At 38.6% G+C, this 12,596-nt stretch carries 13 protein-coding genes; all 13 read left to right on the top strand.

Features of this window, described 5'->3' with window-relative positions:
* Position 1: 1 nt before the first annotated feature.
* The 13 genes from BQ7400_RS01855 to BQ7400_RS01795 all read left to right on the top strand — a co-directional run bounded on the left by BQ7400_RS01855 (position 2) and on the right by BQ7400_RS01795 (position 12,593).
* Positions 2-304, top strand: coding sequence for a cytochrome C biosynthesis protein (locus BQ7400_RS01855; protein WP_072469266.1), 303 nt, complete (start codon positions 2-4; stop codon positions 302-304).
* Positions 305-435: 131 nt separating this feature from the next.
* Positions 436-1,200, top strand: a complete 765-nt coding sequence (locus BQ7400_RS01850) for a hypothetical protein (RefSeq protein WP_034439709.1) — start codon at positions 436-438, stop codon at positions 1,198-1,200.
* A gap of 117 nt (positions 1,201-1,317) precedes the next feature.
* Positions 1,318-1,812 (top strand): crossover junction endodeoxyribonuclease RuvC, encoded by a 495-nt coding sequence (ruvC, locus tag BQ7400_RS01845; protein WP_072469265.1) that lies wholly within the window; start codon positions 1,318-1,320, stop codon positions 1,810-1,812.
* 3 nt (positions 1,813-1,815) lie between these two features.
* The gene (gene ruvA, locus BQ7400_RS01840) at positions 1,816-2,394 is read left to right on the top strand and encodes a Holliday junction branch migration protein RuvA (protein WP_072469264.1); all 579 of its coding nucleotides are present in this window, start codon (positions 1,816-1,818) and stop codon (positions 2,392-2,394) included.
* Between the two features lie 8 nt (positions 2,395-2,402).
* Entirely contained in the window at positions 2,403-3,398 is a 996-nt protein-coding gene (gene ruvB, locus BQ7400_RS01835) for a Holliday junction branch migration DNA helicase RuvB (protein ID WP_072469263.1), read from the top strand.
* Positions 3,399-3,407: 9 nt separating this feature from the next.
* Positions 3,408-4,634, top strand: coding sequence for a SpoIID/LytB domain-containing protein (locus BQ7400_RS01830; RefSeq protein WP_072469262.1), 1,227 nt, complete (start codon positions 3,408-3,410; stop codon positions 4,632-4,634).
* Positions 4,635-4,636: 2 nt separating this feature from the next.
* Positions 4,637-5,674: a tRNA preQ1(34) S-adenosylmethionine ribosyltransferase-isomerase QueA gene (gene queA / locus BQ7400_RS01825; RefSeq protein WP_072469261.1), complete on the top strand. Its 1,038-nt coding sequence runs from the start codon at positions 4,637-4,639 to the stop codon at positions 5,672-5,674.
* Positions 5,674-6,801, top strand: coding sequence for a tRNA guanosine(34) transglycosylase Tgt (gene tgt, locus BQ7400_RS01820; RefSeq protein ID WP_072469260.1), 1,128 nt, complete (start codon positions 5,674-5,676; stop codon positions 6,799-6,801). Before queA ends, tgt begins: the two co-directional genes overlap by 1 nt.
* A gap of 11 nt (positions 6,802-6,812) precedes the next feature.
* Positions 6,813-7,103 (top strand): preprotein translocase subunit YajC, encoded by a 291-nt coding sequence (yajC, locus tag BQ7400_RS01815; protein ID WP_009431404.1) that lies wholly within the window; start codon positions 6,813-6,815, stop codon positions 7,101-7,103.
* Between the two features lie 14 nt (positions 7,104-7,117).
* The gene (gene scfA / locus BQ7400_RS01810; RefSeq protein ID WP_009431221.1) at positions 7,118-7,264 is read left to right on the top strand and encodes a six-cysteine ranthipeptide SCIFF; all 147 of its coding nucleotides are present in this window, start codon (positions 7,118-7,120) and stop codon (positions 7,262-7,264) included.
* Positions 7,265-7,313: 49 nt separating this feature from the next.
* A complete protein-coding gene (gene scfB / locus BQ7400_RS01805) occupies positions 7,314-8,663 on the top strand; it encodes a thioether cross-link-forming SCIFF peptide maturase (protein WP_072469259.1) in 1,350 nt (449 codons plus the stop codon).
* Positions 8,664-8,683: 20 nt separating this feature from the next.
* Positions 8,684-10,435 carry a single-stranded-DNA-specific exonuclease RecJ gene (gene recJ / locus BQ7400_RS01800; RefSeq protein ID WP_072469258.1) on the top strand — a complete coding sequence of 584 codons (1,752 nt, stop codon included), beginning with the start codon at positions 8,684-8,686 and terminating at the stop codon, positions 10,433-10,435.
* A 1-nt stretch (position 10,436) separates the two neighbouring features.
* The gene (locus BQ7400_RS01795; protein ID WP_072469257.1) at positions 10,437-12,593 is read left to right on the top strand and encodes a RelA/SpoT family protein; all 2,157 of its coding nucleotides are present in this window, start codon (positions 10,437-10,439) and stop codon (positions 12,591-12,593) included.
* Positions 12,594-12,596: the final 3 nt, after the last annotated feature.

Here is a 12,596-nt window from a genome sequence, read left to right as displayed (position 1 = left end):
AATGGACAAAATATTAACTGCCCTTAGTGGCCATTATGAGTTTATTGTTATTTGTATTATTACAATCCTTCTTGCAATATTCATTACCTTTATTATGAATTTATTTTCCAAGGATTTGACCTTTTTAAAATACCTACCCTCCTTGGTCTTTATCCTTATAGGAGTCGTTTCTCTCTTAAGTGTTCTCAACCATCTCTTTGATTCAGCAAGTTTAAACAACATTCTTGTTACTGTTATTTGCCTAACTGCAGGGATTTGCAGCCTCCTATTTGCCTTGATTATTGGGCTTATCCATAAGCAATAAAGGGAGCCTTGTCCTATTACCAGCATTAAGGCTTTTCATTCTCTGTGAGAATTATTTGCCTTTGAATCCTTTACCAAAAGCTAAGATATTTTTGGTATAATATTTTCAATCACATCAGCAAGGAGGAATTTATGTTTTCTGTTCAAAAAAAAGAACAAGTAAATTTACATACTGTTCAAAAAAACAAAGACATTAAAGCAACTTTATTAAATAAATTTCTCTTTGAAGATGATAGTACTTGCTTACAAATCCTCTTGAATCTGTACAATATCGAAGATTCCATTGAAAATGTCTTGCCAAGCTATATTTCCATGAAAAACCTAAAGTCCGACATTATTCGCTATCTAAATCCCAACCAAGGTCGGGAGCTTGTAGCGCAAAATGTAACAAACCTAATCCATGGAGATATTACAAGACTGGAGCTTTGTGTTTACTTAGAAGGCTATCGAATGGGCTACAAGTCTAAAAAATGGCCCAACCAGCTTGAAATTTTAACCTTTAACCATGTTTCAGTTGAGGATATTTATAAATCAGCCTTTGGTCCCAAATATTTAGACCAATGCAAAGAAATTTACCTTTTCCGTAAGAAGTTAGACGACATTGTTGAAAATGATGAAAAGGTTCAAAAATTTTTATTTGACCTGGTCCACGTTTATTCTAAAAAGGTCTTAAGGTCAAAAATATTCCACATTAATAAATACTTGGATCGTCAACTTATGATTGACTATGATTCTGACGAAATATCCTTTATAGAAGCTCATTTACCCTTAAGGTTTCGTGATATTTCCTGTATGTATAAAAGGCTGCTTAAATTTTTGGCCCGTGACTGTATGCGGGTCTATCAAAAGGCCTACTGGGATGGAATGAACAATCAAGTAATGAAGAGATATCATTGACTAAGTTATCCTGGGATAACTTAGTTTTTTTATTAGAAAAGAATAAATCCTTAAGGCGGGCAATTTCTTGCCTTAAAAATCTTCTTTAGACTGGTAAATAGCAAGGAGTATGATAAAATGATTATAATGGGTTTGGATCCAGGTTTAGCCATTGTTGGCTATGGATTTATCGAAAAAATTGGCAATTCATATAAGGTTATTGACTATGATGCGATTACAACACCGGCAGGAATGCCTAGTAGTCAACGGTTAGAGCATATTTATAGGGAAATGACTAGGTTGATTGATCTTTATCAGCCCGATGAATTGGCTATTGAAGAACTCTTTTTTAACAAGAATGTAAAAACGGCTATTTCCGTTGCCCAGGCTAGGGGGGTGGAGATTCTCTCTGCTCAAATCAAAAATATTCCCATATATGAATATACACCCTTGCAGGTTAAGCAAGGCTTAGTGGGTTATGGTCGGGCCGATAAAAAGCAAATCCAACACATGGTAAAAATTTTATTAAATTTGCCGGAAATACCTAAGCCTGATGATGTAGCAGATGCCTTGGCCATTGCCTTAACCCATGGTCATACGGATAAGTTTAAGTCACAGTATTTAATGGAGTAAAGAATGATTGATTATATAAAGGGAAGTATTTATCAAATTACAAATGATGCTGTGGTCATAGACAAGGGCGGAATTGGCATTAAGGTCTTGATGCCATCCACTTCTTTAAAAAAACTCTCTGAGGGTCAAGAAACCACAATTTATACCGACCTTGTGGTTAGGGAAGATGACATCTCCCTCTATGGTTTTATTGACCTCCACGAAAGACAAATGTACCAACTTTTAATTACGGTATCTGGGATTGGTCCCAAAGTGGCCATGAATATCTTAGGAGGAATGAATTCTAACCTCCTCCAAAAGAGCATTTTACTGGAAGATCTTTCCATATTAACCCAGGCTCCTGGAGTGGGGAAAAAAACAGCCCAAAGGATAGTTGTAGAATTAAAAGACAAGCTATCTAAGATGGATTCATTTGTTCCATCGGATGTAGAAGTTCAACAAATCCACAGCCTAGATAATCCTGCCCTTGAAGCCTTGATTCAATTGGGTTATCAAGAAAAAGAAGCTAATAAAATGTTACAAGGAATTGATAAAGACCAACCCATCGAATTGATTTTACGACAAGCCTTAAAGAATAGATAGGAGTTCATATGGAACGAATCGTCGATTCAGGAGAATTACTGGAAGATAAGGAACAATCAAATTTAAGACCCCGCTGGCTCTATGAATACATAGGGCAGGACAAGGCCAAGAAAAAATTAGATATTTTTATCCAAGCAGCCAAGTTGAGAAATGAACCCCTGGACCATGTTTTACTGCATGGGCCGCCAGGATTAGGGAAGACTACCTTGGCTGGTATCGTGGCCAATGAAATGGGAGTTCAAATGAAGGTTACCTCTGGCCCTGCCATTGAAAGGGCAGGAGACTTAGCCTCTATTTTGACGAATTTAAATGAAAATGATGTCTTGTTTATTGATGAAATTCATAGAATTCATCGAACGGTTGAGGAAATTCTCTACTCAGCTATGGAAGATTTTGCCTTGGATTTAATGATTGGCAAGGGGCCTTCTGCCCAAAGCATCCGTTTGGACATCAATCATTTTACCTTAATTGGAGCCACCACTCGAGCTGGACAGCTTAGCTCTCCCCTAAGAGATCGCTTTGGAGTTCCCATTAATTTGGAGCTCTATAGCGTAGAAAGTCTTCTGGAAATCATCCACCGGTCAGCTAGAATTTTAAATGTTCCTATTGATGAAGAGGGAGCCTTGGAAATTGCCAAAAGGTCTAGAGGAACGCCTAGAATTGCCAACCGTCTTTTAAAAAGAGTTAGAGACTATGCCCAGGTCCTAGGCAAGGGAATCATCACCCGAGAAAAGGCAGATGAGGCTCTAAGACTATTGGAAATTGACAACTACGGCCTAGACCGCCTAGATCGAAGAATCATAGAAACCATGATTTTACAATTTGCGGGCCGTCCGGTTGGCATCGACACCATTGCTGCCAGTGTGGGAGAAGAAAAAATAACCATCGAAGACGTTTATGAGCCTTACTTGATGCAAATAGGCTTTTTACAAAGAACCCCTCGGGGAAGAATCCCTACCAAAAAAGCCTACGACCATTTCAATATTCCCTTCCAGGAAAATTAAGGAGAAGCTATGAAAAAATATCTTTTTTTACTCATTTTACTTTGTGGAATCTTGCTTCCAACAAGCTACTATGGAGCAAGTGAAGACTTACTTATAAAGATTGGTCCTACAATTAGAAACGGTCAGGAAATTCAAATGACTTCTGACAGATCTTTGTACAATGACTGGACAGACCTATCTAATTCAGTCCGATTGACTAATGACTATGGACAAATCAAGGTAAATGGCCAGGCCATTAACCAAATATCCACCCAAGGAAGCTTTATTGGATATAAGGACAATAAGTACCGGGGAGACTTCGTTTTTTTAAACTCTGGCACAGATGTCTTTGTTTGCAATCGAATTAACTTAGAGGACTATATACGAGGGGTTATCCCCTATGAAATGAGTGCCTCTTTTCCTCTTGAAGCCCTCAAGGCTCAAGCTGTTGCTTCCAGAGGTTTTGCCTTGTCCAATAAAAATAAATATATGAAGTACGGCTACAATTTAGATGACACAACAAACTCTCAAGTCTATAAAGGTATGAAGTCTGAAACAAGTCGTACTAACCAAGCAGTGGATGAAACTAGGGGTATTGTGCCCTTTTATATGAACAACTATGCTGAAACAATCTTTCATGCCACAAGTGGTGGCTATACTGTTGCGGCAAATGAAGCCTGGGGTGGAAGGATGGTTCCCTATTTAGTTGCCATAGAAGACCCCTATTCCGTTAATACTCGAGCTGCAAAGTGGACCTATAAAATAAGTCGCGATAAAGTAAAAAGTCTTTTTGAAAAAGCCTACCCAGAAATTGGTAGCCTGGAAGACATCCAAATTCAGGACACCTATAATAACCGCAGGGTAAAAACCCTATCTTTGATGGGGAGTCGCTCTTCAAAAACCATTAAGGCCAGTGAATTTCGGTCTATTTTAGGAAATACCAAGGTAAAAAGCACCTGGTTCACCCTTAACTCTTCCGATTTATCCAACGAAGATAGCAATTTTTATGTCCTATCTGCCCAAGGAGTGAAAAAACAAGCCTCCATCTATACAACGGCCAAGGAATGGATTCACAAGGAAGCCAAGAATCAACTTGGATCCCTTTCTTCAAAGGATGACTTTGTTGTCCAAGGAAGAGGCTATGGACATGGTGTTGGCATGAGCCAATACGGAGCTGTAGAAATGGCCAAACAAGGAAAAAATTATCGAGATATTTTATTGTATTACTATCCGGCCATTGAATTAAGGAACTACTGACTATGAAAACATCTGATTTTAATTATGACCTGGATGAAAGCTTTATTGCCCAACGTCCAATTTCTCCCCGGGACCATGCAAAATTAATGCTGGTATCTCGAAATAGTAAAGAAATACAACATAAGATTTTTTATGATATTCTTGATGAATTACGCCCTGGAGATGTCATGGTTGTTAATGATACCAGGGTCCGGCCGGCTAGGCTCTATGGCCACCGAAAGGGAAAAGAAGAAGAGATTGAGGTTCTACTTTTAAAACCCTTAAATGCAAAGGTCTGGGAATGCCTAGTTAAGCCTGGAAAAAAAATGAAGCTTGATACGGAAATTTATTTTCAAGATATCTTAAAGGGAACTGTTGTAGGAATTACAGAAGATGGGTCTAGGCATATTTCTTTTGAAATTAAGGGGACCGAGAAAGACATTGAAAAGGTATTTGAAGAAATTGGTCAAATGCCTCTTCCACCTTATATAAAGGAAAAGTTAGACCGACAAGAAGAGTATCAAACAGTCTATTCAAAATATATTGGGTCAGCTGCTGCACCCACAGCAGGCCTACACTTTACCCAAGACCTCTTGAAAAAAATAGGAGAGAAGGGGGTAAAAATAGTCCCCATAACCCTCCATGTTGGGCTAGGAACCTTCCGTCCTGTTTCTGTGGATAATGTGGAAAACCACCACATGCATTCAGAATTATGCTTGGTAAGCGACCAGGCTGCAGAAGAAATCAACAAGGCCAAGGCAGAGGGGAGAAGGGTCATCGCTGTAGGTACCACTTCCATGCGGACTTTAGAAAGCATGGCAGATGACGGAAAATTAACCAGCGGGCACAAGTGGACGGATATCTTTATCTATCCAGGCTTTCACTTTCAAATTGTGGATGGACTTATTACAAACTTTCACCTGCCTCAATCTACCCTTTTAATGTTGGTTTCTGCATTTTCCAGCAAAGAAATAATTTTACATGCATACGAGGAAGCCAAGAAAAACAACTATCGGTTTTTTAGCTTTGGTGATGCCATGTTTATCAGGAAGGATGACTAATGTTTTCTTTTGAACTTATAAAAAAAGACAGCCGCACTAAGGCAAGATTGGGAAAAATTACAACAGACCATGGAGAAATCCAAACGCCAATTTTTATGCCTGTTGGGACTAAGGCCACTGTTAAAACGATGAAAACGGACGAATTAAAGAATCTAGAGGCTCAAATTATCTTAGGGAATACCTACCATCTTTATTTGCGTCCGGGAACAGAAGTCATTGAAAAAGCAGGCGGTCTCCACAAATTTATGAACTGGGATAGACCGATTCTAACCGACAGTGGTGGCTTCCAGGTTTTTTCTCTGGCCAACATTCGAAATATTGTGGAAGAAGGGGTAGAGTTTCGCTCCCATATTGATGGATCAAAGCAATTTTTGACTCCCGAAAAATCTATGGAAATCCAGCATGTTTTAGGGTCAGATATTATGATGTGTTTTGATGAATGTGCACCCTATCCTTCCAGCTATGACTATATCAAGAATTCAATGGAAAGAACCAGTCGCTGGGCTGAACGGTGTAAGGAATATCACAATGATAAAGAAGACCAGGCTCTTTTTGGAATTGTCCAAGGAGGGATGTACAAGGATTTAAGAAAAATTAGTGCCCAAGATCTTGTGAGTCTAGATTTTCCGGGCTATGCTGTTGGTGGTTTAAGTGTAGGGGAACCCCTGGATTTAATGAATGAAATCCTGGATTATACCAGTGACTACTTACCTGAAAATAAGCCCCGCTATTTAATGGGAGTGGGAACTCCGGACTATTTATTTGAAGCGATAGAAAGAGGGATTGACATGGCTGACTGCGTCCTTCCCACTAGAATTGCCAGAAACGGAACCCTAATGACAAGTAAGGGTCGTTTGGTTATTAAGAATGCAAAATACAAGGACGACTTTTCTAAACCGGATGATGAGTGCGATTGTGAGGTTTGCCAAAACTATTCCAGGGCCTATTTAAGACATTTATTCAATGTAGACGAAATTTTAGGCTTACGCTTGGCCACCATTCACAACCTACACTTTTTAATTCACTTGATGGAAGAAATTCGGAAAAGTATTGCAAATGACTATTTTCTTGAATTTAAGAGTGACTTTTATAAGAAATACGGTTATAATAATAGTAGTATTATTTGAAGGGAGGACATATGGACTTAATAGGTAGTTTGCAATCTCCATTTATCCGTAGCATCATTCCCATGGTCGTTATGCTGGCTTTTTTCTATTTCGTTTTGGTGAGACCACAAAAGAAACGTGAAAAAACAGTGGACGACATGAGAAACAACTTAAAAGTTGGAGATGAAATTCTTACAATTGGTGGTCTTATGGGTAAGATTATCATGGTTAAGGAAGATTATGTTGTTATTGAAAGCTCTGGATTAAACACTCGAATCGACGTCATGAAGTGGGGCGTCCATTCTGTAACAAAAAGTAAATAAATAGGAGGATTTTTATGAAATACATAAAAACCATGACAAAAAGAAATTTAAAGCAAAGCTTGAAATATGGTGGATGTGGCGAATGCCAAACATCTTGCCAATCTGCTTGTAAGACATCTTGTACAGTCGGAAATCAAAAATGTGAACAAAAAAACAGGTAAAAGGCGGTGGTGCTCCACGCCTTTTATTTTTTAAAGGAGTAAATTCTGCATGACTTCAATTCATAAATTTCATTTAAATAATCAATATGTCCTCTTAGATCGACCAAGTGGCTCTGTCCATGTGGTAGATCCTATGATTTATGAAATTATTGATGATATCCCAAAGAAAAACAAATCAGAAATTATAAATAAATATAAAGACCAATATCCCCAGGAAGACCTGTCCAGGGCAATTGATGAAATTCAACTTTTAATCGACCAAGAATTGTTATTTTCAGAAGATGATATCGAGCTAAAGGCTCCTTATAATCCCGACAATACCATTAAAGCCATGTGCCTTCATGTCGCTCATGATTGTAACTTACGTTGTAAGTACTGTTTTGCCTCTCAAGGGGACTATGATGACCAAAGGCTTCTAATGGATGAAGAAACAGGAAAAAAGGCCTTGGAATTTTTATGCCTTCATTCAAACAATCGAAAGAACCTGGAAGTAGACTTTTTTGGTGGAGAACCTCTTATGAACTTCGGTCTAGTCAAAAAATTAGTCTTTTATGGTCGAGACTTAGAGAAAAAGTACAATAAGCATTTTCGCTTTACCATTACAACTAACGGGGTATTACTCAATGACGAAAATATTGACTTCATAAATACCCATATGGATAATGTGGTGTTAAGCCTTGATGGTCGTAAAAAAATCCATGATGAAATGAGACCGACCTCAAATGGAAAAGGAAGCTTTGAACTAGTTGTAGAAAACTTTCAAAAACTAGTTGCAAAGAGAAAGGATAAAGACTACTATATTCGGGGAACTTTTACCAACCACAACTTAGATTTTTCCAAGGATGTTAAACTCTTCCATGATTTAGGATTTGAGAAAACCTCTATGGAACCTGTTGTGGCAGAAAGTACACAAGAGTATGCTATTCGAGAAGAACACCTAGATCAAATCTTAAAAGAATATGAAGTTTTAAGTGAGATCTATTTAAAAATACGAGAAGAAGACCCCAACTTTCTATTTTTCCACTTTATGGTAGACCTGGAACAAGGACCCTGTGCCATTAAAAGGTCCATTGGTTGCGGGGCTGGCTCTGAATATGTGGCCATTACTCCAACTGGCGATATATATCCTTGCCACCAATTTGTTGGAGAGACAAAATTTCGTTTGGGCAATGTCCACACCGGCTTGACCAATACGGAAGTCATTGAGAATTTTAAGTGTTCAAATGTATTTACCAAGGAAGCTTGTCAAGAATGCTGGGCGAAATATTATTGCTCTGGTGGTTGCCATGCCAATGCCTACTACGCCAATGGGTCTATTTTAGAACCCTATAAGGTAGGTTGTGAAATGGAAAAGAAACGATTAGAAGCGGCCATATCGATTCTGGCAAATGAAGGATAAATCTGAAGGCAGGTGAGAAGATGCAGTGGTATATTCGCAGTAATTTACCTACAGAAGAAATAAATTATCAAAGTCTAGGCTTAACAGAGCTGGAATATCGTATTTTATTGAATCGAAAAATTTCCAGCCTTAAAGCAATAAAATATTTTTTAAATGCTGGCTTTGATGACCTATACTCACCTTTTTTAATGAAGGATATTATTCAAAGTGGTAACATCCTTTCCAAACACTTGTCTAAAAACTCAAAAATACGGATTGTTGGAGACTATGATGTAGACGGAATCATGTCCACAACTATTTTAATGCGTGGTTTGCAGCGCTTGAAGGGAAATGTTGACTATATTATTCCCCACCGTGTTCGTGATGGCTATGGAATCAATGCCTCCATTGTCCAAAAAGCCCATGAAGATGGTGTTGACTTAATTATTACTTGTGACAATGGGGTTGCAGCCTTTGATGCTGTAGAAAAAGCAAATGAACTAGATATTGACCTTATTATTACAGACCACCACGATCTTGTTAAAGAAGGGGATAGGGATAAAATTCCCACAGCCAATGCTGTGGTGAACCCAAAACAAGAAAAGGATAAATATCCCTTTCAAGGTCTTTGTGGTGGAGCAGTAGCCTATAAACTCATGCATTCCCTTTATACCATTCACGGTTTGGAAAGTTATCTCAAGGAGGACTTTTTAGCCTATGTGGCCCTGGCTACAGTTTGTGACGTCATGCCCTTAATTGATGAAAATAGGGTTTTGGTTAAAGAAGGACTGGAAGAAATCAACCGAACAAGTCACCTGGGTCTAAAAGCCCTAATTGAAGCCTGCAACTTGAAAGGCAGGGAGATTGAACCCTACCACTTAGGTTTCATTCTAGGTCCCAGTATTAACTCTGTGGGCCGCCTTGAAGATGCCAACCAGGCTGTAGAGCTTTTTTTAACCAGTGATTGGGACCAGGCAAGGTCCTTAGCCCAAAGCTTCAAAGAACTGAACAGCTACCGGCAGGAATTAACCAACCAAGGCCTTGCAAAGATTGAAGAAAAGTTGAAAAGCTACCCTGAACTTCCCAAGGTTCTTATGCTGGTTCAAGAAGACCTCCACGAAAGTATTGCAGGAATTATCGCAGGCCGTATTAAGGAAAGTACCAACCATCCAACTGTTGTTTTAACCAAGACAGACCAGGGCTTGAAGGGATCTGGTAGGAGCATTGAGACCTATAACATGTCCGAGGAATTTTCAAAATTTCGCCAAGACCTTTTAAGTTTTGGAGGCCATGCTATGGCTTGTGGCCTGTCTTTAAAGTCAGAGAATTTTGATGTCTTTTACAAAAAAATTTTAGACAAGTGCCCTTTAACCCAGGAAGACTTTACAAAAAAAGTTTATTTAGATGCCCAGGTACCCATTCAAATGATTTCTATGGAGCTTATTGACTCTTTAACAAAACTAGAGCCCTTTGGTGTAGCCAACCCACAGCCTTCTTTTGGAGACTTGAATTTAAAGATTTCAAATTTAAAGATATTGGGTAAAAATAAAAATGTTATCAAATTCTTTGTCCACAAGGAGAATTCTTATCAGGAAGCAATTCTATTTGAAGATTATAAAAAATTTTTTAATCGACTCAATGAATCCTATCCTCCACAAGAGGTTGAAAATTTGTACTATAATAGAGAAAATAATATTTTAATTGACCTGGTCTATAAACCAAGTATCAACGAATTTAACCAGAAAAAAACAATTCAGCTGGTTGTCGAATCCTACCGATTTAAAGGGGTGTAAAATGCTAGAGACCTTACTTGAAAAAATAAAATCCTACAATCCAAATATTGATGAAGCTTTTATCCGCAAGGGGTTTGAATTTGCCGAAGAAAAGCATCGTGGTCAAAAGAGAAATTCAGGTGAAGACTACATTATTCATCCCTACCATGTGGCCTTAATTTTAGCTGAAATGAACATGGACCCTGCCACAATTGTTGCAGGCTTGCTCCATGATGTAGTAGAGGATACTGATGTTACCTATGAGGATGTTAAGGAACTTTTCGGTGAAGAAGTAGCCAACCTAGTTGATGGGGTCACTAAGTTAAAAAAATTATCCTATCAAACAAAGCAAGAAAAACAAGCTGAAAACATTCGTAAGATGGTCTTGGCCATGGCGAAAGATATTCGAGTTATTATTGTGAAATTGGCGGACCGACTTCACAACTTACGAACATTGGAATATATGAATGAAGCCAAAAAGAAGGAAAAGGCCTTAGAAACTATAGAAATTTATGCACCCTTAGCAGATCGACTTGGTATGAGCCGGATCAAATGGGAATTGGAAGATTTATCTCTACGCTATTTGGATCCAGATAATTACTACAAGCTGGTAGATATGGTCAACAAACGGCGAACAGAGAGAATGGACTTTATTAATCGCATGATTGACCGCTTGCAAATCGCCCTAATCGATGTCAATATTAAGGCAGATATTCATGGCCGTCCCAAAAACTTTTATAGTATCTATAAAAAAATGCACTTTAAGGGAAGGGCTTTTGATGAAATCTATGACTTGAGTGCCATCCGTGTTCTAGTGGAATCCATCAATGACTGCTACGCAGTCCTAGGTGTTGTTCATACTCTTTTTAAACCGATTCCTGGACGCTTTAAAGACTATATTGCCATGCCTAAGCCCAACAAGTACCAATCCCTCCATACAACAGTTATGGACGACCAAGGGGAGACCTTTGAAGTACAAATTCGAACCTATGACATGCATAGGACTGCTGAATACGGGATTGCCGCCCACTGGAAGTACAAGGAAGGCGTCAACAAGGCCACAAGTTTTGATGAAAACCTAACCTGGTTAAGACAACTCTTGGAATGGCAAAAAGATGTAAATGACCCCAATGATTTTATGGAAACCCTAAAGATTGACTTCTTAGCAGATGAAGTTTATGTCTTTACTCCTAATGGAGATGTCATTAATCTTCCTGAAGGATCCACACCCATTGACTTTGCTTACAGGGTCCATACCGGTGTAGGAAACACCTGTATGGGAGCAAAAATAAATGGGCGAATCGTCCCTCTACATCATCATTTAAAGAATGGAGATATTGTAGAAATTATTACCGGGTCTAATGCAGAGCCATCCTTGGATTGGCTCAATATTGTAAAGTCTTCCCAAGCAAAGTCAAAAATTAGGCAATACTTCAAAGTGAAAGACCGAGATAAAAATATCGAGCGCGGTCGAGAAAGCCTTGAAAGAGAAGCCAAAAAATTAGGCTATAGGGTTGGAGATATCTTGCGAGATGACTGGTTAAATGAAACCTTAGATAAGCTAAAAATTCCCAATTTAGAGGATATGTATGCTGCTGTAGGCTATGGATCTGTTACAATCAACCAAGTTATGGCTAAACTGGTAGACCTCTACCATAAAGAGCACAAGGAGCCCATTGACCTCTCTAGCTTAAACTTAAGTGAAGGTAAAACCCTAAATAAAAAACCGAAAAACAACTCCGGTGTTATTGTTAAGGGGCTGGACAATGCTAAAATTCGCTTTGCCAAATGTTGCAATCCCGTTCCAGGGGATGATATTATCGGCTATGTTACCATGGGGCGAGGTGTTAGCATCCACCGGATGGACTGTCTAAATATTGCTCAAAACGATGACAAGTCCAGATATTTAGAAGTTAAGTGGGATACTGGAGAAAATGGCCAGTATACAGCTCAAATAGAAATCCAAGCCATGGATAAATCGACGGTTATTGGAGATGTAGCCAATCGAATCAATGATTCCAGGCTTAATCTTGTCAGTCTTACTGCAAAAAATACCAAGGACCATATTTTATTCATCAATGTTAAAGTAGAGTTACACAATATCGACGAATTGGACTTACTAATTAAACGGCTTAAAAAGCTAAAGTCGATTTACAATGCCTATCGAGTAGGGAGTTAAAAA

This window comes from Urinicoccus massiliensis (genome assembly GCF_900120405.1).
GTDB lineage: Bacteria > Bacillota > Clostridia > Tissierellales > Peptoniphilaceae > Urinicoccus > Urinicoccus massiliensis.
Note: the sequence above shows the minus strand (reverse complement) of the source record. Positions and strands in the feature narration are given on the sequence as shown.

Bases quoted from the DNA above. Each gene is read 5' to 3' on its own strand.
- ruvB (WP_072469263.1), top strand. From the start codon at position 2,403: ATGGAACGAATCGTCGATTCAGGAGAATTACTGGAAGATAAGGAACAA.
- BQ7400_RS01855 (WP_072469266.1), top strand. From the start codon at position 2: ATGGACAAAATATTAACTGCCCTTAGTGGCCATTATGAGTTTATTGTT.
- BQ7400_RS01850 (WP_034439709.1), top strand. From the start codon at position 436: ATGTTTTCTGTTCAAAAAAAAGAACAAGTAAATTTACATACTGTTCAA.
- scfB (WP_072469259.1), top strand. From the start codon at position 7,314: ATGACTTCAATTCATAAATTTCATTTAAATAATCAATATGTCCTCTTA.
- tgt (WP_072469260.1), top strand. From the start codon at position 5,674: ATGTTTTCTTTTGAACTTATAAAAAAAGACAGCCGCACTAAGGCAAGA.
- queA (WP_072469261.1), top strand. From the start codon at position 4,637: ATGAAAACATCTGATTTTAATTATGACCTGGATGAAAGCTTTATTGCC.
- ruvA (WP_072469264.1), top strand. From the start codon at position 1,816: ATGATTGATTATATAAAGGGAAGTATTTATCAAATTACAAATGATGCT.
- BQ7400_RS01830 (WP_072469262.1), top strand. From the start codon at position 3,408: ATGAAAAAATATCTTTTTTTACTCATTTTACTTTGTGGAATCTTGCTT.
- yajC (WP_009431404.1), top strand. From the start codon at position 6,813: ATGGACTTAATAGGTAGTTTGCAATCTCCATTTATCCGTAGCATCATT.
- recJ (WP_072469258.1), top strand. From the start codon at position 8,684: ATGCAGTGGTATATTCGCAGTAATTTACCTACAGAAGAAATAAATTAT.
- BQ7400_RS01795 (WP_072469257.1), top strand. From the start codon at position 10,437: ATGCTAGAGACCTTACTTGAAAAAATAAAATCCTACAATCCAAATATT.
- scfA (WP_009431221.1), top strand. From the start codon at position 7,118: ATGAAATACATAAAAACCATGACAAAAAGAAATTTAAAGCAAAGCTTG.
- ruvC (WP_072469265.1), top strand. From the start codon at position 1,318: ATGATTATAATGGGTTTGGATCCAGGTTTAGCCATTGTTGGCTATGGA.